The organism is Shewanella sp. 10N.286.52.C2 (genome assembly GCF_002874545.1).
In the GTDB taxonomy this organism is placed as follows: domain Bacteria; phylum Pseudomonadota; class Gammaproteobacteria; order Enterobacterales; family Shewanellaceae; genus Shewanella.
On the sequence record NZ_MCTV01000046.1, the window covers coordinates 129,497 to 152,328 of the forward strand.

Consider the following 22,832-nt stretch of genomic DNA (forward strand, 5'->3'; position numbering starts at 1 on the left):
CTGGCTATGATTAGCGAGCCTTACGGGTAAAGGCTTGGCAAATATTTTGGTTACCGGTTTGCTTTGCACGCCTTAATGCTACCTCTGCATTACTGAGATAATGTTCAAAAGACTGCTGCTCTAGATACCCAGAAATACCGATATTAATCCCTTCATTTAATTCATTTTGCTCCAATCTATCCATAATGCTCATGGCGTATTTGTGTGCTTGAACGGAATCACTTAGTGGCAGCAATATCACCAAAGAGCCTAGACGCCAATGGGCGATTTGAAAGCCTGTGGGTAAATCGATGAGTAACTGCATTTCAATGTCTTTTTGGCGTTGCTCTAAATGGTCTATATCACTGATGTGACTTATGAGCCCCTCAGGGTTAATGTCCATGATCAATAAGCAGGTTTGTTCACGGCTAGACTCTGTTAGGGTATTAAAATGTAGTTCTAATTCTGAAAGCTGCAATACCATTGAACTCAGTGGCGTTTGTTGATTAGGTAATTGTTTTAGCGCTGTTTGCGGCAATAGATTTTCAAAAGTACAGATAAAATACTCGTGTTCACCGTCGACAGAATGCTCCGAGCGAATATTGGCTTTTAAGCTAGTGGCAAAAGGGGTTTCACTGCTGGCGATTACTTGGCCCTTCCATTTCCCTTGCAAGCTGATGCGGCTATTGATATCGGCCCATTGTTTGGTGATGTCTTTACCTAACAGGCTTAAGATATTGACATTGCTGTCAGCAGCGAGGGCCATTAAGTTTTTAAATTTAAGGTTATATTTGAGTAATTGACCGCTGGAATCCGTTAATGCCGTGGCTACCGCGCTCTCAGATAATAACTGGTAACGGTATGCTTGATGCTTTGCTTGGGTAAGTTCGGTGATGTTTTCAAAGGTCACCAGCCAGTATTGCTCACTGTGTTTATTTTTATAGCTGGGCTGACAACATAGTGAAATAGTGCAGTTGTCATTATTTAAATTGACCACCTGCTTCCAAGTGACATTGTCACGCATGGCTTCAGTGAGCTGTTTATATTGCTCATCTTCTAATGACAATACGCGCTGTAAACTGCGCTCAAACAGTGATTCAATACTGGTTGATAGGGTATTAGCTGCTTGTAAATTGGCTTTGATGATGCGACCGCTAGTATTCACTATTAAGCAATTTTGATTACTGTTAAATAATACGCTGGCTAAATTAATACTATTGCTATTGGCGGTGCTTTCTAAATAGAAGCGATGCTTTAACACCAATAAACTGGAGGCTAACGCGGTAATGATCAAAGAGAAGCAAATTAACATATAGCGCCAGTGATCAAACTTTGCAGCGATATCCTCATGGCGAATATAAGACAGTAGATAGTATTCTCTTACCTCTGCATCTTGAGGTGCTACTTCAACCTTTAAAAACACAAAAGTGCCACTGTCAGTATGAAATTGACCAAAATGGGTGTTGGCCATGTGTTGCCATAATTCTGGGTATGACTGAATAATACTGCTGCCCAATGTATTAGGTAGTCTTTTCATGGGAAACTGCTGATTACCGCCCGCATAGAGCACGCCTTTAGAGCCAATAAGCAGTAATGGCGAGTTATGGTTAAAAAATGCCGGTTTGATGGATTCGAGTATTTCAGAAACCGAGTTGTAGGTCACTAAGTAACCGCGAATACTTTGGTCGTTATTTTCAATCCATGCCAACTGGTAAACATAAGGGGTTAACTTGCCATTTATTGGCACAAATTGAATATTGGAGTAGTAAGTGTCATTGCCTCCCATTGTATTGGAAGCTTCTAGAATAAATTCAGGGATAGTGACGTTACTAAAAGCATCTGTTGAGCTTATGCGTGGATTACCTTGGGGATCAAACAGGGTTAAACCTAATAACTCAGGAATATTGTTAAGCAATATGTCCCAGTTTTCTTCTAGCTTATGACGTTGCGCCTCAGATGGATTGGCTAAATATTGTTTCACAAGCTCTGCTTTCGCGAAAGCTTGGGTGCGAAATTGAAGGAAGTTAATTTTATCCGATGCGAGGGTGCCTACTGTTTGTATTTCACTATAACGCTTATCTGCCCAATCTTCTTGTAGGCGCCTTTCGCCTAACTTAAGCAGTAGCACAGTCAAAATGACAATACTTAACAGCATAACCAATAATTGACTAGACAGCGCTAATACATGTTGTCGCGCCCATTGAATATCTTGGGTGGAGATTAAAACAGACTTTGAGACGTTTTTATTAGTATATCTCTTAAACATTCACTTACTTATTTTTAACAGTCCCGGTAAGTGAATGTTAGCACGAATGCCCCATAAGGTTGACCTTAGAGACTGAGTTTTTCAGTAATTTTTTGTTCAAAGGTAAAAGTTACCATAAGGGCAAGTGGAGCCAATAATAAAGCTTAATCCAGAAGCCTCTTGGTTTAGTTAGCCAACAATATCCAGTTGACGACATTTAAAGGTTGCGCCTCGTTGCTCAACTAATATTTTACAACGGGCAATATCAACCCCTTCAAGGCCATTGATTGCCGACACCTGTACATCACTTATAAAAGTGGGCGCCATTTCGATAAAGCTGAGTACAGCAGCAAATGCGTGTTTCAATTTGGGCTGACAATGCTGAATATACAGGGCTTCAGTATCGGCATTGAGCGATATTGACAAGCTATCAATACAAGATGCTAACTCAGGTAATATATTGCGCCGATGGAAAAGGTTAGCTAAGCCATCGGTATTTAAACGCACTTTCGCACCTGATTTTTTAAGCTGCGTAGCGACCACTAATAAGGTCTCAAGGTTTAAGGTTGGCTCGCCATAACCGCAAAAAACATACTCATCAAAGTCAGCAGCATTGCCTAATAAAGGAATAATATCGTCAGGCTTCACTTGCCTATCAAGAGATAATTCATATTGATGAACTTGTTTTGAGCCATTATGTTTGGGGCAAAACTGGCATCTTAAGGTGCAGCGACCAGTAATATTAAGGTAGCGACTGCCGCGAATATCATAGACTAAGGTGTTGGCTGCGGTATCATTTGTCGCCGTTGCTGTGGTATTCGTTTTTGACATTGTGGTTTCAGGCTTCATCTGAATATCATTATTGCAGTGTGATTAAATGATATTAACCTAAGCCAATATTGATATCTGTTTGTGAGTTCGCATTATTTGCTAAAGCGCCAATTTCATGAGCTTTAGGCATAAAAAAGGGAGCTAAGCTCCCTTGTTAATGTACTTGGACTAGGCGCTAATAATAAGCTTCATCGTCTTCTTTTTTCGGCTGCCACCACCAGTTAAATATCCGCCGCGTTAACTGCTTCACATCATCTAAAATGATGTACAGCACAGGCACTAAAATCAGCGTTACTACAGTGGAAAACAAAATACCAAAGGCTAATGATGTTGCCATCGGAATGACGATTTTAGCTTGCAGGCTTTTTTCTAACAAAATAGGTACTAAGCCAACAAAGGTCGTCATTGAGGTTAAGATTATTGCTCTGAAGCGATAACAGCCCGAGTCGATGGCTGACTCCATTAACGAGAAGCCTTTGCGGCGGGCGCGGTTAACAAAGTCCACCAAAATCAGTGAGTCATTGACCACAACCCCAGCCAAGGCAACAATGCCACAAAGGCTTAATACACTCATGGATATCCCAAGAATGAAGTGACCCACCAAAGCGCCAATCATGCCAAATGGGATCACCGACATAATGATTAATGGCTGGCTATATGACTTTAATGGAATCGCCATCAAAGCATATATGGTAAACATGGCAAAAAAGAACCCTTGCAAAAGGCCCAGCATGGCATCTTGTTCATCTTGACTGCCACCATCTAATGCGGCGTTGACCTCTTTGTAGCGCTCAGTCAATTGCGGTATAAATTCTTCTTGGATTTCACCAACCACTTTTGATGGCTCAACGGTGTTTTTGTTCACATTAGCGCTAATGGTAATCGCTCGGCGACCATCAACACGAGTAATTGATGCAAAGGATTCACCTAGCTCAATATCTGCCACCGTTGAAAAAGGCACAGCAACACCTTGTGGGGTGCGAATTAACATGTTTTCAAGGTGACCAATGGTGCGGCGCTGCTCTAATGGGTAGCGCACCATCACTTTGATCTCTTCTTTGTTACGAAGAATTCGCTGGGCTTCATAACCATAAAAGCCATAACGCACCTGACGGGCTAGATCTGACAGGGTTAACCCTAGTGCTTCGGCTTCTGGGCGAATGTTGAGTCTGATCTCTTGGCTACCAGATGAAAAGTTATCCGAGATATCGAACACACCTTCATAAGTGGCAAGTTTGGCTTTTAATTCTTTAGAGGCTTGGGCTAGTTGCTCTAAGTTACTTGAGGTCAATCTAAACGAAATATCGCCGCCGGCATCATTGGTACTAGCTGAAATATTAAGCTTTTTAACTGACAATAATTCAGGTAGCTGTTTGCGCCACTCTTCAGCAATAGTAACGCCGTCGATTTCACGATCTTCACCTTTTGATAGCTCAGCAAAAATAAAGCCAGAGCTACTAGAGTTTATCGCAATAAAGCTGTGCTTTAACACGTCAGAGCCGGTCTCTTCGACAAATTTTTCATTCATGGCATACAGCGCTTCTTCAACTTGCTGCACCACATATAAGGTATTGAGTTCGGAGCTACCTTCTTCCATCTCAAGATTGACTTGAATAAAGTCCGACGGAATATCAGGGAAAAACACCCAACGGACTTTGCCACTGGCAACCAGCGCGATGGATAAAATCAGAACTCCGACAAATACCGCCACTACGTTGTAGCGGTTTTTAATGCAAGTACCTAAAAAATTGCGATAATTATTATGAATAAAATATTGCAGCTTCTCATTAATCCACTGTTTAAATTTTGAAAATACGTTAGTCGGTGGGCGCTTTTTCTTCACTTTCATATGAGCTAAATGCGCCGGTAAAATCAATTTTGATTCGATAAGTGAAAACGCTAACGCTAGGATCACCACCATACCGATGGACTTCCAAATTATCCCCATAGGTCCTGACACCATGATCATCGGTATAAAGGCGGCAATTGTGGTGAGTACGCCGAAGGTTGCGGGCATGGCGACCTTTTGCACCCCTTTAATGACATTCTCTAAGGAGTGACCGTTGTTTTCTACTTCTGTGTAGGCACTTTCGCCGATGACAATGGCGTCATCCACCACGATCCCCAACACCAGAATAAAGGCGAATAGGGTTAACATGTTGATTGACATGTTAAAGGGCTCTAATGGCATCAATAATAAAGTGCCAAGAAAACACACGGGTAAGCCGACCATAACCCAAAATGCCAGTTTCAAGTCGAGAAACAAGGCTAAGATCATAAACACCAATAATGCACCATAAAACATGTTTGATAACATCATGTTTAAGCGGCCTTCAAGGTAATGGGTTAAATCTCCCCAGGTATCTAGCTCGACATTGGCGGGTAGGGTGGTTTTCTTATCGGCGATATAGCTTTTAACTTGCTCTGAAATCGTCAGCGCGTTTTGATCGTCAATGCTGGTGATTTCAATAATCGCGGCAGGTTTACCATTAAAGCGGGTGTATTCAATGCGCTCTTCGAAACCATCTTTAATGGTGGCAACATCGGGTAGCATGATACGGCTGCCATCTGGGCGGGTGGAAACCACAATGTTGGCAAAATCGGCTCCAGTATAGGCCTGGCCTTTAGTGCGCAGCAAGATATCACCATCTTGGGCTCTAATTGAGCCACCGGGTAAATCTATCGAAGAGTTTTGTACCGCTTGTGCGACTTGAGTGAAGGTTATTTCATATTCACGCAGCTTATCTTCTGATAACTCAATGCCTATTTCATAATCTAGCACGCCATTAACTTGGGCACGTGTGACAGCAGGTAAATCGGTAATATCATCACGGATGCTTTTAGCCATTTCTTTCATCTCATGGAGACTTAAGTCGCCATAGACAGAGACCCAGATGACATTGTTTTCAGGTTTTATTTGGAAAATATTCGGCTTTTCTATGTTGTCAGGAAAGGTTGAAATCGCATCGATACGCAGCTTAGCCTCATCTAAAACTTGCTGAACATCATAACCGTCTTCAACCTCAATGGTGACTGTTCCTACGCTATCACTGGCAACTGAGGTGACCTTGGTAATACCATTAATATCTTGAATGGCCTCTTCGATTTTAATATTAATCCCTTCCTCAATCTCTTGAGGTGCAGCGCCAGGGTAGGCTACTGAGATCGTCAGCAAATTAAGTTCAAAGCTAGGGAAAACTTCCTTATTAATTAATTTGGCGCTGAATAAACCACCAATGAGCAGGGCTGCCATAAGTAAGTTAGCGGCAACACTATTGCGAGCAAACCAAGCAATAATGCCTTTGTTGTAATTGATATCGTTATCGGAGGCTGAGTTTGAATTAGTGTTATCCATTACAGATCACCTGCTATGGTTATTTCATCACTGTTTTCTGCTGGCGCTTCTAGTTCCTCATCTGGCGCGTCAGCTTCTTCACCTAACAATTTCACTTTCTGGCCTGAGGTCATATTATTGATATCGGTGATCGATACGCGCTCACCACTTTTCAGGCTACCCTTAATATAGACATGTTCAATATCGGTGCGCACGATATTAACTGGGCGTATTTCAATGGTATTGTCGTCTTTAACAATGGCAACTTGATTGTCTCTTACCACATAGCGGGGTAGCTTCACTATGCCATCGACAGTGCGACCGGTGATAACGGCAGTCACAAAGCTGCCATATTTAAGTGGGAGTTCATTTTCGCCGCGCTGCTGTCTTAGGTAAGGATCTTTAACTTCTGCGACTAAGTAAACCATACGGTTTTGCTCATCAATGACGTTTTCACTGCGGACAATATTACCTTGCCAAGTAAATGAATTACCCGCCAAAGAAGCGCTTAAAGTGACTGAGGTATCAGGGTTATCCACCGACTCTAAGTAAGCTAAATCATTGTTGCTTAACGGTAAGCGAACTTCAGCAATACTGATATCGTATAGCTCACCTAAATTTGTCCCTAAAGATACATATTGGCCTAAATCGACGTTACGCGCTTTAATGAGGCCATCAAATGGGGCTCTTATCACTGTGCGCTCTAAATTACGCTGAGCACGGGCAAGTGCGGCTTTAGCGTATTTGACATTGGCTTGTTCTTTTTTCAGTTGCGGAATACGTAGACCTAACTCTGGCGGTAAGCCGTCATCAAAATCTTTAAATTCAATTTTGGCTACTTCTCCACGAGCGACCTCTTCATTGAGCGCGGCATAAGCTTGGGCAAGGCTGGCTTCTGCTTGGATAAAATCTGCTTCATAATCTGAAGGCTCAATTTGTGCTAAGGCTTGACCTTGTTTGACTATACCGCCGGCGACAAAACTTGGATCTAGGCTAACTAAACGGCCTTGTACTTCGGTGACTAACTGGGTTTTGTATTTAGGGCTGACAACACCATACGAAGGCAGATTTAACGAGACTGTTTGTAGCTCGACGTCAATGACATCAACAATAGCAATTTTAGCTTGTTCTTGTTTTTGCTCAGGAGCTTCTTTGGTACTTAGCAGCACAAAAGCTAAGCCTGCGAAAATGATCAGGATAAATAAAGGCGATAGGATTCTTAAGATTCGTTTCATTGGTAACTGTATCCATACAAAATATTACATCAGAGAGTAACTCTATTTTTTTCATGACTTTTAGAGTCTTATACCCGCTAAATTAGCAGAGTTCGTCAGCGAGCTAAAGCGATAGATGTAAATTAAATGTTTCATAAGATTTTTTCATCTTTATTTAGGGTTTTACACTATAAAACTGATTTTTAGATAAAAAAAAGCCCTGAAGCATTATATTGATTCAGGGCTTAAACAGTTTTTTAATCGCGAGAGAAAGGCTTACTTTTTCTTTTTCGCTTTTGCTTTTTTAGATTTTTTCTTCGCAGCGATTTTCACTTTGTCTTTTTTCTTGCCAGGCACTTTCGCTTCTTTGTGCGTTGGTCGTAAACCGTCGATGTAACGACGTTTTAGTGGCTGCTCAATATAGCGCTCAATTTTATTAACGATGCGCATATCATGGGCTTCAATTAATGAAATTGCCGTGCCTTTCGCGCCTGCGCGTGCAGTACGTCCAATACGGTGAACATAGGCGTCGGCTGAGCGAGGCATATCAAAGTTAATCACGTGGGTGATACCTTCAATATCAATACCACGGGCTGCAACATCGGTTGCCAGCAAGATATTGACTTCGCCTTTACTGAATTTACTTAAGGCTTGGAAGCGCTTTTTCTGCTCCATATCACCACGTAAGAAAGCGCAAGGAATTCCGGCTTTAAGCAGCTGGCCTTCAAGGCTTGCTACAATCTCACGGGTTTTTACGAATACGATAGTGCGCTTAACTGACTCTTGCTGAAGAATGTTGCATAGCAAGGCAAACTTATGGGCTTGATTATCGGCAAGGTGAGCCCATTGGTGAATTTTGGCTTTTTCACTGCGAGGTGAGTCAACGTCAATCGTGACCGGGTCATTCAATAGCACTTGCGCGAAGCGCGATACACCGCTGCCTTCAAGGGTGGCAGAAAATAACATATTCTGCTTACGGCCTTGGGCCTCAATGGCGATAGTTTCTACCACTGACGAGAATCCCATATCTAACATACGGTCAGCTTCATCAATGATCAGGATTTCAACTTCTGTTGCTTCAAACTGGCCTTTATCAAGATATTCAACTAGGCGACCGGGAGTGGCAATCAATAAATCGACATTGTCTTCAAGTTGTTCTTCTTGGGGGCCGTATGGCACACCACCGGTGATAATACCAATATCGAGATCTAAATCGGTGGCAAGGTGGCAAGCGTAACGATGAATTTGGCTAGCAAGCTCACGTGTTGGGGTTAGGACTAACACACGGGCTTGACCATTGAATCGTCTTGGGAAATCAATCAAGTGTTGTAATGCCGGCAGCAAAAAGCTGGCCGTTTTACCGGTACCTGTTGGCGCTTTAGCTAAAATATCCCGTTGTTCCATCGCCATTGGCAATGTTTGTTGTTGAACTGTGGTCGGGCTCAAATGTCCCATGGCCTTTAATGAATCTAAAAGCATTGGATCTAGGTCAAAATCTTCAAATAGCATGCGCTGTAGGTCTCACTGATTGATAGCCGAGCATTATAACCTAAGAAGCGCAACTCAGCGAGAGCGATATCTATACAAAGCTTAAAGTTTTAGATAGAACTCACGACAAAGGGCGATCATTTGCTGACTATATTGACCGCTGGGATCGCTTATCACCAAACTTGAGTGCTCGGTGCTTTCAATCTTTGCTTGATGCTTAAGCTCAAGCAGTAATCGTCTTGGTGGCTTTTTGCTAACCGTTGAAACGCTGACGCGCTTAGATATGGCCAAAGAGGTTTGTGTTAATGCGCCGGTAAAGCGCGTTTCACTTTCAATTGGAAGAATCAAGCTCGCCGCGCCATGTGGCGCCAATAATAACTCAATATGTTTCAGTAACTCGCTAAAGCTTAAGCTATCGGTATGTCTCGCGGTTGCTCGCTGCTGCAGCTTTGATTGCGGCCCATTATCAAAGTAGGGCGGGTTACAAATGATGCTATCAAATAATGGGCTTAGCTTAGCTTTATACTGAACTAAGTGCTGGGCACTAAAGTCTTGTATTGCCCCATGGTGTAACTCAATCATCTCAGCCCAAGGGCAATTGGCGATATTGTGTAAACAATCTTGAGCGGCTAAATCATCGAGCTCAACAGCGACAATTTTAATCGCTGAGCTTGCTTGTTGATGGGCTCGCTGGGCTGCCATCAAGGTCAGTAATCCACTACCTGCACCGATATCCAAAATCGTTCGGCTATGTTCGATATTAGCCCAAGCGCCTAACATCACCCCATCTGTACTGACGGGCATACCGCAGCGGCTATCATCAATATGAAATTGTTTGAAACTAAAAGGCATAGGACTATAGATTGAGAAATGGCCGATTATGGTAACTGTTTTTGCAATTTTTCCCAAACGGATAGTAGGTTGATTTATTGTTGCTAATATACTGACAGCTTCGGTGCTTGTGTTGTTATTGTAGCGCTAATGTTTGGCTGTTTTTAAGCTTGTTTTCAGATGATGGTTGTTTTTGCTTTATGCGGGTTTTGCGCTTGTGTATCTAAGTGCTATTTGCTATTAGTTCCTACCCGTTTGAGCACATTATTGCGGTTTAAATAGGAAAAATGAAATCAGCTTCACAAATCGGCATAGGTATTACGAAAATACGCTGAATTTATCAGCAATATTGCAGTGATTTTAGTGAGCTTAAGTGTAATTTAAAGTTTACAGGTTTGTCGGGAGGTTAGATTAGCGATAGCTAATTGGTGACTATTCCCTTAAGTTTGTAAAAAAACAAAACAACAAGATGGGGCAATGTGTGCAAAACAATAATATGAGTATTGGCGATACGATAGGCTTAGGCTTTATGACGTTCGCATTTTTCTTAGGTGCTGGTAACCTAATTTTTCCACCGTTTGCAGGTATGTTAGCTGGTGAGAACATGACACTAGCAATGTTAGGCTTTCTTATTACTGCCGTGGGTTTACCCCTTGCTGGACTTATTGCGATTGCAAAAGCAAATGGTAAGGTCATGGCGATGTTACCGGCATTTGCGGCAACTGCTTTAGCGATTTCTATCTATATTATTATCGGCCCAGCCTTTGCTGCTCCGCGTACAGGCTTGGTGGCTTTTGAAATTGGTGCTCGTCCATTTTTAGATAATGCCGATGCAATCATCCAACTTGGTGCACTGTCACTTAATAAAGCACAATTGTTTTATACCATTGGCTTTTTTGCCATTGCGATGTTGTTGTCGTTATTCCCAGGTAAATTATTAGACAGCGTTGGTAAAGTATTAACCCCTATTCTTATTTTCCTATTAGTCGGTTTAGCATTATCTGTGATCATTACCCCTAGCGCTGCAATTCAAGCTGCAAGCGGTGATTACATTAATAGTCCACTTTCTAAAGGTATTTTAGAGGGGTACAACACTATGGATACGCTAGCATCATTGATTTTCGGTATGTTAATCATTGATATTTTGCGTAAAAAAGGCATCACTGATTCAAAAGCGCAAACTCGCTATTTAGTACGCGCTGCTATCATTGCTGCATCGGGTTTAGCTTTTGTTTATGTGTCATTATTCTATTTAGGCGCTACCGCTGGTGATATTGCTTTGGGCGCTGAAAATGGTGGCCAAATTCTAACAAACTATGTGACTCATGAGTTTGGCACTATGGGGACTATCTTATTAGCAACGGTAGTGAGCATTGCCTGTTTAACAACTGCAGTTGGGTTAATTACCGCCTGTTCAGAGTTTTTCAATGAGCTATTGCCTAAGATCTCATACAAAGCGTTTGTGATTTTCTTCAGTTTGGTTTGTGCCACGGTTGCCAATGTGGGCTTAACGCAGTTAATTAACATCAGTATTCCTGTGTTAATGACTATTTACCCAGTGGCAATTGCATTGGTAGCGATTACTTTCTTAACTGAGCGTTTCCCTCGTCCTGAATTTTCACATCGTTTAGTGTTATCTGTTGCTTTGTTCTTTGGTATTTTTGATGGTCTTCAAGTTGCTGGCGTAGATACAAGTTTCCTAAGCTTTATGCCACTTCATGCTGAAGGCATGGCATGGTTATTACCAGTAGGGCTTGCGATTGTTGCTTGTTTATTTGTTCCTGCCAAGGATCAAGCTTTAGCTGCAAGCTAGGTAACCTTTGTCAAACTAAGCTAACTTTAGTTACACTAACGGCGTTATTTCATCTTGAAATAACGCCGTTTTTTTAGGAATTCATGTGACAGATAAGTATCAAGCCGATCCCATTATCGATGCATTTTTAGATGACCTTTGGTCTACGAAAGGACTTAGTGACAATACACTGGCTTCCTATCGTACTGATCTACGCCATTTTGAACGTTTTGTGCTAACGAAAAAACGCCAGTTGATTAATGTCGATCAGTTGCTGATCCGCGATTACTTAGCCTTTCGAGTGGAACAAAATTTTGCAAAAAGCAGTACTGCGCGGTTATTGAGTAGCTTGCGGCGTTTGTATGGTTATTTGTTGGTTAATGAGCAGATAGCTGTTGATCCCACCGCGCTGGTTGAGTCCCCTCAATTAGTTAGGCAATTACCCGAGGCACTCAGTGAAGCCCAAATAAACAGCTTACTGGATGAGCCCAATGTTGATGATCCGCTAGAGTGCCGAGATAAAGCCATGTTGGAGTTACTTTATGCCACTGGGCTGCGGGTAACCGAACTGGTTAGCTTAACCCTTGAGCAAATAAGCTTACGCCAAGGCTTAGTGAGAGTTGTCGGTAAGGGCGGTAAAGAGCGCTTAGTTCCCTTAGGTGAGTTAGCGGTGACAGAAGTAGATCAATACCTTGTTGCGGCAAGAGCTGAGCTACTGGGTAATAAGCAAAGTGATGTACTGTTTCCATCAAAGCGCGGTCAAATGATGACAAGGCAGACCTTTTGGCACCGAATTAAGCTATATGCGTTACGGGCAGGAATACACAGCCATTTGTCGCCCCATACTTTGCGCCATGCTTTTGCGACCCATTTATTAAATCACGGCGCAGACTTACGGGTAGTGCAGTTGCTACTGGGCCACAGTGATTTATCGACTACGCAAATTTACACCCATGTAGCTAAAGCGAGGCTGCAACAGTTGCATAGTGAGCACCATCCAAGAGGTTAGTGCAAAATGAATGTTTATTATTGCTTACACAAAATGAGCGCTGTGTAGTTGCTTTCATGAAATATTGTCTGTAACTTTTGCGCTGATGAGCGGGTCTATATAGTGAGTAGACTAATACAGATTGACCAAATAGGATTTTAAATGAAGTTAACCAAAGCATTCTCTTTAGCGATAACGCTTGCAGTAGCCCCGTTATTACATGCCGCTTCTGCCTCTGATATCCCTAATGAAGCAGAACTCAAAAAACAAGTTTCAGATACCTTAGGTGTGAATGTTTTGAGCATTGAGGCATCGCCAATTGATGGTCTTTATCAAGCGCTTACTGACCGTGGTCTGCTATATGTGTCTCCAGATGGCAGTAAGTTACTTCACGGTAATATGTATGATTTACAAAAGGGCATGAAAAACTTAACCGAGGCAGCACTAGCAGGCCCTCGCATTGATATGCTAAAACCTTTTGAAAAGGATATGTTGGTTTATAAAGCCAAAAATGAAAAACATGTGGTGACTATTTTTACCGATGTTGATTGTGGCTATTGTCGTAAGTTGCATCAGCAAATGGATGGCTATAACGATTTAGGAATTACCGTAAGATATTTAGCTTATCCTCGTGCGGGTATTCCGTCAGCGAATGCCGATGAAATGGAAGCTGTGTGGTGTGCTAAAGATCCACTACAAGCGATGACCGATGCCAAAACTGGTCGTAATGTAAAAGCGGCAAAATGTGATGCTAATATCGAAGGTCAATACCGCTTAGGTGGCTCATTTGGTATTAACGGTACCCCAGCAATTGTGTTAGAAAATGGCGTATTAGTACCAGGCTATCAACCGCCTGAAGCATTATTAAATACCATTAAAACCAATCTTTAATCTACAGTGAGTTAACGGATTTAGCCGCTAAAGCGCGTTAAAAGACGTTAATTTATAACAAAAGGTGAGCCCAAAGCTCGCCTTTTTTGTTATGGTAAATTCAGTTTCAATGATTCATTCCCACTTCATAATTCGATATTTTCTTAAGGTGTTTTTGTGGCCCATAAAATTGTTCGCCGACCTCTAGTAGACGATAGTCATTTACCAGCTAGTATTCCTGCTATTTTAAAGCAATTGTATGCCCGTCGAGGCGTCGACCTTTTGGGCTGTGATCTGAGTCTTTCAAAGCTATTACGCCCAGATTCTATGATGGGCTTGGCTGAAGCTGCGCGTATTATTGCCGATGCTATTATGGCGAAAAAGTCCATTTTGATTGTGGGCGACTTTGACGCAGATGGCGCTACCTCAACCAGTGTGTGTTTGTTGGCATTACGGATGATGGGTGCTCAGCATGTGGATTATCTTATTCCTAATCGATTTGATTATGGCTATGGCTTAAGCCCAGAAATTGTAGCTGTGGCGCAGTCAAAAGGCGCTGAGGTATTAATTACCGTAGATAATGGTATTTCATCCATAGAAGGCGTAGCAGCGGCTAAAGCGCTGGGGATGACCGTAGTGGTGACAGATCACCATCTACCGGGTAAATCATTGCCCATAGCCGATGCCATTGTTAATCCAAATCAAGCTGGCTGTGAGTTTGCCAGTAAATCTATTGCAGGTGTGGGCGTGGCATTTTATTTGATGTCTGTACTGCGCAGTGAATTACGCGCCCGCGATTGGTATCAGCTTAATCAATTAGCCGAGCCGAACTTAGGCAGTTTATTGGACATTGTTGCACTGGGGACTGTGGCTGATGTGGTTTCCCTTGATAGTAATAACCGCATTTTAGTGCAAGCTGGCTTACAAAGAGTACGTAGTGGTCGCTGCCGTGTTGGGATCACAGCTCTGCTTGAAGTCGCTAAGCGAAACCCGCAGCGCATTGTCGCATCAGATTTTGGTTTTGCAGTAGGCCCAAGACTTAATGCCGCAGGACGCTTAGATGAAATGGCCTTAGGGGTCGAAACCCTACTTTGTGAAGATATGATGCTCGCCAGACGCATGGCAGGTGAGCTTGATGGTCTGAATGCTGAGCGCCGCGAATTAGAAACCGGTATGCAGCAAGAAGCCCTAAAAAGCTTACAAAAACTCAGCTTGGATGAAACTAAATTACCTTGGGGATTAGCCATTTTTCAAGAAGATTGGCATCAGGGCGTGATTGGTATTTTAGCATCACGCATTAAAGATAAATATCATCGCCCCGTGATTGCTTTTGCCGATGCGGGTAACGGTGAGATTAAAGGCTCCGCTCGCTCGATTAAGGGCTTACACATGCGTGACTTATTGGAGCTAATTAATAGCCGTCACCCTGGGATGATCCTTAAGTTTGGCGGACATGCGATGGCAGCAGGACTATCCCTAAAAGCTGATGCCTTTAGCGAGTTTGAACAAGCCTATGACAAAGCGGTGCGCGAGATATTAAAACCTGAGCAGCTTACCGGTGAGATTTTATCTGATGGTGAATTGCCAGTCGCGCTGATGAACCTCGATACTGCCTATTTGTTAAGAGATGCAGGCCCATGGGGGCAAGCATTTGAAGAGCCATTATTTGATGGTTATTTCAGTGTCATTCAACAGCGCATTGTCGGTGAAAAGCACCTAAAGCTGGTGTTAGAGTCTCAGTGTGGCGCTGTAATGATGGATGCGATTGCATTTAATGTTGATTTAACCACTTGGCCTGATGCAAGCATAAAACATGCTCGTGTGGCTTATAAACTGGATGTGAATGAGTTTAGAGGTAATCAAACCGTACAAATGCTGGTGGATTACATTGAGCCAGCTTAATGGGTATTGTCTGTGAGGTTAACTTAAGCCAAGGGTGACTTTGTGTTAGTTAGCTGCGGCGCTAATAAGTTGCGCTTTAATGAGCTGGTATTACTCAGGTGTGCTTGCTCAAGAGGCTAGTACAAGGAGCTAGTAAATGAGTCAGAGTACTGACTCAAAGTCGTTAAGGCGCTTTATTGATGCAATGGTTACCGCATGAATGATAAATGACAGAAACAAAAAAGCCTCGCATTGCGAGGCTTTTTTGTTATTTGGTCGCGTTAGCCACCAAATCTAAATATGGTGCCCGAACCCGGAATCGAACCAGGGACACGAGGATTTTCAATCCTCTGCTCTACCGACTGAGCTATTCGGGCAACGGGATGCAATTTAAGGTTTTAAGGCGTTTGAGTCAACCGTTTTTTTAGCATTTAAGCTGAAAATGTGTCAACTGCATATCTTTTGTACCTTTTGTGATGTTTTATTCTACATGGCGTATAAATAAAAAATGCCTTCAAATTGAAGGCATTCTAGCGTTGTTAAGCAGTAAGGCTAAACATTAGTTACTGACTAACTCATTATTCGGGAAATTCGCCGCCATCACGGTTACCACGTTTTGCTTTAGCTGCTCTTGACCTAATTCTTCGTAAGCCTGAGCCATGATTTCAAGGGCATGTTCAGTTGATGGTGTTCCTGGGAATTGCTCCATCACAGTTTGTGCTCTTACCGCTGCAGCGCTCCAAGCGCCCATTTTAATATAATACTCAGCTACTTTGATTGAGTATTTTGCTAAACGGTTTTTTAGGTATTGCATACGATGTTGTGCATCTGCTGCATACTTACTATCTGGGTAGCTTTTGATTAAACGATCAAAATCTTTAAAAGCATCTTGGGCATTTTTAGGATCGCGATCGGTGCGGTCAATATTCATCATATCGTGAAAAAGATAATTATCAGCCTGCATATTAGTCAAACCACGCATATAATAGACATAATCAATATCTGGATGGGTTGGGTTTAAGCGTAAAAAGCGGTCAATGTTAGCAATACCTGATGCGACATCATCCATCTTATAATAGGCAAAAATCATGTCCAATTGGACTTGAGTTTTGTGGGGGCCGAACGGGTAACGCGAGTCTAACGCTTCTAGGGTTCTAACGGCTTTTGAGTAGTTCCCAAGTTCCATTGAGGTTCGTGCCTGAGCATAAAGTGCTTCTGGCGACTTGTTACTGACAACTTCTTCTTCAAAACCTTTAGAGGTGCTACAAGCCGTTAAAGTCAATGAAAACAATACTAGGGCGGCGCCTTTGGCAAAATTATGCATATGTAAATTCAATTCTTTTATAAGTTATTGTTAAGAATTTTTCCATTTCACTGTAAAATAGAAAACAATCCGATTGTAACAGATAGTTCATTCACTTTGGACCCCAAAAAAGGGGTACGGTTCCTATGACACAAGAGATTAATCTAAAAAGCGAAATCACAGCAAGTCAAACGGGTCTAAGATTAGACCAAGCTTTGGCTGAATTGTTCCCTGATTATTCCCGTACACGCATCAAAGAATGGATTTTATCTGGTGCAGTTTCAGTTGATGATACTGTCGTCGATATACCTCGTGAGAAGGTACTAGAGTCGCAGTTAATTGCTGTAGAAGCAACGCTTGAAGAAGAAGTTAAAGATAAAGCGCAGAAAATCCCACTAGATATCGTCTACGAAGATGACCATATTTTAGTGGTAAACAAGCAAGCGGGCTTGGTTGTGCATCCTGGTGCAGGTAATGCTGATGGCACATTATTAAATGCGTTATTACATCATTGTCCTGAAATCGAACATGTACCACGTGCTGGTATTGTGCATCGTTTAGATAAAGACACCACAGGTTTAATGGTGGTGGCTAAAACGGTTGAAGCACAAACTCACCTTGTTGCGGCGCTTCAAGCCCGTGATATCGTGCGTGAATACGAAGCAATTGTGATTGGTACTATGACAGCTGGTGGCACGGTTGATGAACCTATTGAACGCCATGAAACTCGTCGTACTCAAATGGCAGTGATTATGGGGGGCCGTCCTTCAGTCACTCATTATCGCGTTGCTGAAAAATTTAGAGCCCATACTCGTTTAAGACTGCGTCTTGAAACAGGTCGTACTCACCAAATTCGTGTTCATATGGCTTATATTGGCCACGTGCTAGTTGGTGATCCTGTTTATGGTGGTCGTCCACGTCCGCCTAAAAAAGCAAGCAAAGCGTTTTTTGAACTTTTAAAAGGCTTTGAGCGTCAGGCGTTACATGCGGTGCGTTTGGAGCTTGCACATCCGTTTACCCAAGAAATTATGACTTGGCATGCTCCTATCCCTGAGGATATGAAGATGCTAACCAAAGCATTGCGCGAAGACACAGAACTAAATCCAATAGAATACCTATAGGTGTTAGTCTTGCGTAAGCGATGGCATAAGGATTGATTGTGTTTAAAGCCAGTTGGCCATTACCTGATAATGTTGCTATCGCCATGACAAATCGTCATGGCGGTGTCAGCAAACCACCTTATGACAGCCTGAATTTAGGCTTGCATGTGGGGGATGTTGTAGCAGATGTCATGGCCAATCGGGCTTTATTACAAACAGCGCATTCAATCCAGTCGCCACTTGTTTGGCTTGAGCAAGTGCATGGCACTGACATCATTGATTGCTCTAGACTGACGACAGCTGATATTGCATCTCCTCTCATTGGCGATGGTAGTTATACCAACTCCCCCAATACTGCACTGGCGATTATGACCGCAGATTGCCTTCCTGTATTACTATGTAATAATGCGGGCACTGAAGTTGCTGCAGTCCATGCCGGCTGGCGTGGCTTATGTGATGGCATAATTGAAGCCGCAGTTAGCAAATTTTCCTCTCCAACGACTGAACTCATCGCCTATTTAGGTCCTGCAATTGGCCCAGGTGCGTTTGAAGTTGGCGCAGAAGTACTTCAATATTTTACCGAAAAGCATCCTCAAGCGACTGACTACTTTAAACCGCAAGCTGAAAAGTATTTAGCAGATTTAGCGGGCTTAGCTCAAATGAGACTGGCGTTATTAGGTATTCCCCAAATTTATTGCGCTAATCGCTGCACCTTTAGTGATGGTGATTATTTCTCGTATCGCCGTGATCAACAAACTGGCCGCATGGCTTCGCTTATCTGGCTTAAGTCCTAATCTGTTTTTTAGATTTGATCTACATCATTTAACCTAACGGTTTATTTTTAAATTCGCCTCATTAGATTGAAAAATCCATAAACACCCCCATATTTTACTTATCAAAAACATTCCCGTTTTTAAATTAATTGTTTAGGAGGCCGTATGAGACTCGATCGTATGACCAATAAGTTTCAAATCGCCATTTCAGATGCACAGTCACTGGCGTTAGGACGAGATCATCAGTTTATTGAACCTATTCATTTGATGATGGCTTTGTTAAATCAAGATTCAGGTTCAATTCATCCATTACTGACTCAAGCGGGCATTAATGTCAGTGCGCTTCGTTCGTCAGTAAGCCAAGAGCTGGAACGAGTATCGCAAGTGCAAGGAACTGGCGGCGATATTCAGCTGTCACAAACCCTGATCCGCTTGCTGAACTTATGCGATAAATTAGCCCAAAAGCGAAAAGACAAATACATTTCGTCAGAGTTGTTTGTATTAGCGGCGTTAGAAGGCAATGACCCGTTAGCTAAAAGCCTTAAAGCGGCGGGTGCCACCAAAGAAGTCTTGGAGTCGACCATAGATCAAATCCGTGGCGGACAAAATGTCGATGATCCCAATGCCGAAGATCAACGCCAAGCGCTAAAGAAATTTACCGTCGATCTTACCGAGCGAGCAGAGCAAGGTAAATTAGATCCGGTTATTGGCCGCGACGAAGAAATTCGCCGTACCATCCAAGTACTGCAGCGCCGTAGTAAAAACAATCCAGTATTGATTGGCGAGCCCGGTGTGGGTAAAACTGCCATCGTTGAAGGCTTAGCTCAACGGATTGTCAATGGCGAAGTACCTGAAGGTATTAAAAACAAACGGGTACTTTCCCTTGATATGGGCTCGTTAATTGCGGGCGCAAAATATCGCGGTGAATTTGAAGAGCGCCTCAAAGCAGTATTAAGTGAGTTAGCCCAAGAAGAAGGCCAAGTCATCCTGTTTATCGATGAGCTGCACACTATGGTTGGTGCAGGTAAAGGCGAAGGGGCGATGGATGCAGGTAATATGCTTAAACCCGCTCTTGCTCGAGGCGATTTACATTGTGTTGGCGCTACCACGCTTGATGAATACCGTCAATATATTGAAAAGGATGCCGCACTTGAGCGTCGTTTCCAAAAAGTGCTGGTTGATGAGCCAAGTGTGATAGATACCATTGCGATATTACGGGGTTTAAAAGAACGCTATGAGCTGCATCACCATGTGGAAATTACCGATCCTGCTATTGTAGCCGCAGCCACTATGTCACACCGCTATGTCTCTGACAGAAAGTTACCTGATAAAGCTATCGATTTGATTGATGAAGCAGCCTCAAGTATCCGTATGCAAATTGACTCAAAGCCAGAGTCATTAGATAGGTTAGAGCGTCGCGCAATTCAACTTAAGCTAGAAGAACAAGCACTAGCGAAAGAAGAAGATGAAGCCAGTCGCAAACGTCTGAGTGATTTACAGGCTGAGCTTGCTCAAGTTGAAATTAAAGCCAACGAGCTAAACGAAATTTGGCGCACTGAAAAAGCCGCATTGGCTGGCACTCAACATATTAAAGCCGATTTAGAACAATCGCGCATGGATATGGACGTGGCGAGAAGGGCAGGCGATTTAACGCGAATGTCTGAACTGCAATATGGCCGTATTCCTGAACTTGAAAAGCAATTAGATTTAGCTTCTCAGGCTGAAATGCAAGACATGACCTTATTACGCAATAAAGTCACCGATATTGAAATTGCAGAAGTGTTGTCAAAAGCCACCGGTATACCAGTGAGTAAAATGCTCGAAGGTGAGCGTGACAAGTTATTGCAAATGGAAGACGCACTACATCAAAGAGTGATTGGTCAAAATGAAGCGATAGAAGCGGTATCAAATGCGATTCGTAGAAGCCGCGCAGGTCTAGCTGATCCAAACCGCCCTATAGGTTCTTTCCTCTTTTTAGGCCCAACTGGTGTGGGTAAAACCGAACTATGTAAATCATTAGCGACATTCCTATTTGATACTGAATCCTCCATGGTGCGTATCGATATGTCAGAGTTTATGGAAAAGCATACCGTGTCACGGCTGGTGGGTGCGCCTCCTGGTTATGTCGGCTATGAAGAGGGCGGTTACTTAACAGAAGCCGTTCGTCGTAAGCCTTATTCTGTCATCTTGCTCGATGAAGTTGAAAAAGCCCATCCTGATGTATTCAATATCTTACTGCAAGTATTGGACGATGGTAGATTAACTGACGGCCAAGGCCGAACGGTCGACTTTAGAAATACCGTTATTATCATGACCTCAAATTTAGGCTCTGACATTATCCAGCAAGGTTTTGAAACCCAAAACTATGCTCAGATGAAGGCATCGGTAATGGAAGTCGTTACCCAAAGCTTTAGGCCTGAGTTTTTAAACCGTATCGATGAAACTGTGGTGTTCCATCCACTATCAGCTGAACATATTGCCTATATCGCAGAAATCCAGTTAGAGAACTTAAAAGCGCGCTTAGCAGAAAAAGACTTTAGCTTAACGATCTCTAAAGCTGCACTGGCATTAATTGCTGAAGCAGGATTTGATCCTATATATGGAGCAAGACCACTCAAGCGTGCCTTGCAGCAGGAAGTTGAAAACCCATTAGCTAATCACTTACTAAAAGGTGATTTACTACCAGGTAAAGCAATCAACGTAGATGTGAAAGATGGTTTGCTAACATTTAGCCAATAATCTACTTCGTCATTAATCAACTTAGTGCATGGCTAATCAATTGAGTGAAGCAATTAAAGGGGCATAGTAGTTAACTATGCCCCTTTTGTGTTTTTGGCGAGGTGAGACTGATCAATAGAAACTATCCAAAATAAATAACCCTTTTGACGAATTCGTAAACCCAGTGTCGGCAAGCTATCTTGCGAGTATCAAATTTATAAACTAGCTTGAAAGTAGACTGTTTAACTCAACCACTGTGATTTTAGTCAAAAGGATATAGCATGAATAAATTAGTTGTAATAAGTAGCGCACTCATAGCAATAGCCCTAACAGGCTGTAGCTCTGCCCCCCAAACCAATGCGAAATCCCAGTTATTAAGGTTGGTAATGTTGATTACGACAGTATTTATCATTATGGCTATAACCGTGGCTGTCAAAGTGCACTATTGCAAAGCACATCAAGTGAATCACTCGACGGAATGAAAGATAAAACCTTAAATGGGATAAATGCATTTGAAAAAGGTTGGCGCTCAGGTACCCAAACCTGTAATGGTGGCGAGTTTAAATCAATGTACACTGTTGGCAATTAATCATGCCCAATCGACAAAGCTTATAGCAAAAGGGGCCAATAGGCCCCTTAATATCACAATGTCATGCTATTGCTTAATATTGTAGCTAATACAATATTACTGGCAAAACAGTTTTATTCTTTCTTCATTGGTTTCAATTTGAGCAAGTCTCTCTTCTTCGGTTACCTGTACGGCTTCACCGGTGGTGGGATCTTTGCGGTGTAATCGTTGATAAGTATTTAATACATTTAGGCTGTGTTTAGCGCTTTCACAAATAGACGCTGCTTGTTCAGCATCTCTAGCCTTAATGGTTTCGGCATTCTTTTCTGCATCCGATGGTTTATTTGCACTTGATGATGCATTAGCAATAACAGGTAAGTAACCCACTTGTGCAGGCTCAATGTCTTCACTATAGAGTTTTTCAGAATTAACTTCATTCGGTGGCTGTTGACTATAATGCTTTACCCCTTTCTCATCGACCCAAGAATAAATCACGGTAGCATTGGCAACTTGTATCAAACTACAACAGCCTATTAAACACAATAAACGTAAACTAAGCATATATATTCCTAAATGGTGTATACCAACTTTCCTTATTAAAAATAAAATAGGCGATTTGAACCTTAAAACCAATAGTTATTATCGAGTTTATTGAAGACTTAGTTCCAATACTTGAGCTATTGAAGGTAAACAAGCAGCCTAGAATTGGCAGTCAACAACAAAACAGGGTGGTTTTAGGTGATAAAAACCACGAATTGTTTAGCTTTTGCGCATTCAGTTTGTGTTGCAGATAAAAAATGCCAAAAGCCCTTGCGCTAAATCTTAACTTGCCTATAATGCGCATCCACTGACACGGCGACAGGCCAATAGCCTCAAGGTGTTAGCGTTAATTAAGCTGCTTTTAAAGCTTCATAATT

At 42.4% G+C, this 22,832-nt stretch carries 16 protein-coding genes and 1 tRNA gene; 8 read left to right on the plus strand and 9 right to left on the minus strand.

Annotation, left to right across the window (positions count from 1 at the left end; translation table 11 throughout):
- Positions 1–10: 10 nt before the first annotated feature.
- From BCU94_RS15960 to BCU94_RS15985, 6 genes are all read right to left on the minus strand, one after another.
- Complete coding sequence (locus BCU94_RS15960; protein WP_102439694.1) at positions 11–2,245, minus strand: PAS domain-containing protein; 2,235 nt, start codon at positions 2,243–2,245, stop codon at positions 11–13.
- Positions 2,246–2,413: 168 nt separating this feature from the next.
- Complete coding sequence (locus BCU94_RS15965) at positions 2,414–3,055, minus strand: TatD family nuclease-associated radical SAM protein (protein WP_241904103.1); 642 nt, start codon at positions 3,053–3,055, stop codon at positions 2,414–2,416.
- Between the two features lie 175 nt (positions 3,056–3,230).
- Positions 3,231–6,371: an efflux RND transporter permease subunit gene (locus BCU94_RS15970; protein WP_102476947.1), complete on the minus strand. Its 3,141-nt coding sequence runs from the start codon at positions 6,369–6,371 to the stop codon at positions 3,231–3,233.
- A gap of 38 nt (positions 6,372–6,409) precedes the next feature.
- The gene (locus BCU94_RS15975; protein ID WP_102439693.1) at positions 6,410–7,624 is read right to left on the minus strand and encodes an efflux RND transporter periplasmic adaptor subunit; all 1,215 of its coding nucleotides are present in this window, start codon (positions 7,622–7,624) and stop codon (positions 6,410–6,412) included.
- A gap of 255 nt (positions 7,625–7,879) precedes the next feature.
- On the minus strand, positions 7,880–9,112 hold the full coding sequence (srmB, locus tag BCU94_RS15980; RefSeq protein WP_102476937.1) for an ATP-dependent RNA helicase SrmB: 1,233 nt from the start codon (positions 9,110–9,112) through the stop codon (positions 7,880–7,882).
- 81 nt (positions 9,113–9,193) lie between these two features.
- Positions 9,194–9,943: a methyltransferase gene (locus BCU94_RS15985; protein WP_102476938.1), complete on the minus strand. Its 750-nt coding sequence runs from the start codon at positions 9,941–9,943 to the stop codon at positions 9,194–9,196.
- A 448-nt stretch (positions 9,944–10,391) separates the two neighbouring features.
- On the opposite strand from BCU94_RS15985, the gene brnQ reads away from it, so the two are divergent.
- The 4 genes from brnQ to recJ all read left to right on the plus strand — a co-directional run bounded on the left by brnQ (position 10,392) and on the right by recJ (position 15,474).
- Complete coding sequence (gene brnQ, locus BCU94_RS15990; protein ID WP_198589256.1) at positions 10,392–11,735, plus strand: branched-chain amino acid transport system II carrier protein; 1,344 nt, start codon at positions 10,392–10,394, stop codon at positions 11,733–11,735.
- 85 nt (positions 11,736–11,820) lie between these two features.
- The gene (gene xerD / locus BCU94_RS15995) at positions 11,821–12,723 is read left to right on the plus strand and encodes a site-specific tyrosine recombinase XerD (RefSeq protein WP_102476939.1); all 903 of its coding nucleotides are present in this window, start codon (positions 11,821–11,823) and stop codon (positions 12,721–12,723) included.
- Between the two features lie 141 nt (positions 12,724–12,864).
- The gene (gene dsbC, locus BCU94_RS16000; protein WP_102439688.1) at positions 12,865–13,593 is read left to right on the plus strand and encodes a bifunctional protein-disulfide isomerase/oxidoreductase DsbC; all 729 of its coding nucleotides are present in this window, start codon (positions 12,865–12,867) and stop codon (positions 13,591–13,593) included.
- A gap of 156 nt (positions 13,594–13,749) precedes the next feature.
- On the plus strand, positions 13,750–15,474 hold the full coding sequence (recJ, locus tag BCU94_RS16005) for a single-stranded-DNA-specific exonuclease RecJ (RefSeq protein WP_102476940.1): 1,725 nt from the start codon (positions 13,750–13,752) through the stop codon (positions 15,472–15,474).
- A gap of 280 nt (positions 15,475–15,754) precedes the next feature.
- On the opposite strand, the gene BCU94_RS16010 is transcribed toward recJ, so the two are convergent.
- Together BCU94_RS16010 and BCU94_RS16015 are read right to left on the minus strand one after the other, a co-directional pair.
- Positions 15,755–15,830 (minus strand) — tRNA-Phe (locus BCU94_RS16010).
- Positions 15,831–16,012: 182 nt separating this feature from the next.
- A complete protein-coding gene (locus tag BCU94_RS16015) occupies positions 16,013–16,777 on the minus strand; it encodes an outer membrane protein assembly factor BamD (protein WP_102439686.1) in 765 nt (254 codons plus the stop codon).
- A 125-nt stretch (positions 16,778–16,902) separates the two neighbouring features.
- Here BCU94_RS16015 and rluD point away from each other — a divergent pair, with 125 nt between their 5' ends.
- The 4 genes from rluD to BCU94_RS19610 all read left to right on the plus strand — a co-directional run bounded on the left by rluD (position 16,903) and on the right by BCU94_RS19610 (position 21,936).
- Complete coding sequence (rluD, locus tag BCU94_RS16020; protein WP_076540848.1) at positions 16,903–17,877, plus strand: 23S rRNA pseudouridine(1911/1915/1917) synthase RluD; 975 nt, start codon at positions 16,903–16,905, stop codon at positions 17,875–17,877.
- A 38-nt stretch (positions 17,878–17,915) separates the two neighbouring features.
- Positions 17,916–18,650, plus strand: coding sequence for a peptidoglycan editing factor PgeF (pgeF, locus tag BCU94_RS16025; protein ID WP_102476941.1), 735 nt, complete (start codon positions 17,916–17,918; stop codon positions 18,648–18,650).
- Between the two features lie 144 nt (positions 18,651–18,794).
- On the plus strand, positions 18,795–21,368 hold the full coding sequence (gene clpB, locus BCU94_RS16030) for an ATP-dependent chaperone ClpB (RefSeq protein WP_102476942.1): 2,574 nt from the start codon (positions 18,795–18,797) through the stop codon (positions 21,366–21,368).
- 424 nt (positions 21,369–21,792) lie between these two features.
- Positions 21,793–21,936, plus strand: coding sequence for a hypothetical protein (locus BCU94_RS19610; protein ID WP_157937401.1), 144 nt, complete (start codon positions 21,793–21,795; stop codon positions 21,934–21,936).
- Between the two features lie 96 nt (positions 21,937–22,032).
- Here the strand turns inward: BCU94_RS19610 and BCU94_RS16040 are convergent, their stop codons facing one another.
- Complete coding sequence (locus BCU94_RS16040) at positions 22,033–22,476, minus strand: DUF4124 domain-containing protein (protein WP_102439682.1); 444 nt, start codon at positions 22,474–22,476, stop codon at positions 22,033–22,035.
- Positions 22,477–22,832: the final 356 nt, after the last annotated feature.

What these genes read in the sequence shown, in the direction of transcription:
- BCU94_RS15960 (WP_102439694.1), bottom strand. Translation starts at nt 2,245, where the DNA reads ATGTTTAAGAGATATACTAATAAAAACGTCTCAAAGTCTGTTTTAATC.
- BCU94_RS15965 (WP_241904103.1), bottom strand. Translation starts at nt 3,055, where the DNA reads ATGTCAAAAACGAATACCACAGCAACGGCGACAAATGATACCGCAGCC.
- BCU94_RS15975 (WP_102439693.1), bottom strand. Translation starts at nt 7,624, where the DNA reads ATGAAACGAATCTTAAGAATCCTATCGCCTTTATTTATCCTGATCATT.
- srmB (WP_102476937.1), bottom strand. Translation starts at nt 9,112, where the DNA reads ATGCTATTTGAAGATTTTGACCTAGATCCAATGCTTTTAGATTCATTA.
- BCU94_RS15985 (WP_102476938.1), bottom strand. Translation starts at nt 9,943, where the DNA reads ATGCCTTTTAGTTTCAAACAATTTCATATTGATGATAGCCGCTGCGGT.
- brnQ (WP_198589256.1), top strand. Translation starts at nt 10,392, where the DNA reads ATGGGGCAATGTGTGCAAAACAATAATATGAGTATTGGCGATACGATA.
- dsbC (WP_102439688.1), top strand. Translation starts at nt 12,865, where the DNA reads ATGAAGTTAACCAAAGCATTCTCTTTAGCGATAACGCTTGCAGTAGCC.
- BCU94_RS16015 (WP_102439686.1), bottom strand. Translation starts at nt 16,777, where the DNA reads ATGCATAATTTTGCCAAAGGCGCCGCCCTAGTATTGTTTTCATTGACT.
- rluD (WP_076540848.1), top strand. Translation starts at nt 16,903, where the DNA reads ATGACACAAGAGATTAATCTAAAAAGCGAAATCACAGCAAGTCAAACG.
- clpB (WP_102476942.1), top strand. Translation starts at nt 18,795, where the DNA reads ATGAGACTCGATCGTATGACCAATAAGTTTCAAATCGCCATTTCAGAT.
- BCU94_RS16040 (WP_102439682.1), bottom strand. Translation starts at nt 22,476, where the DNA reads ATGCTTAGTTTACGTTTATTGTGTTTAATAGGCTGTTGTAGTTTGATA.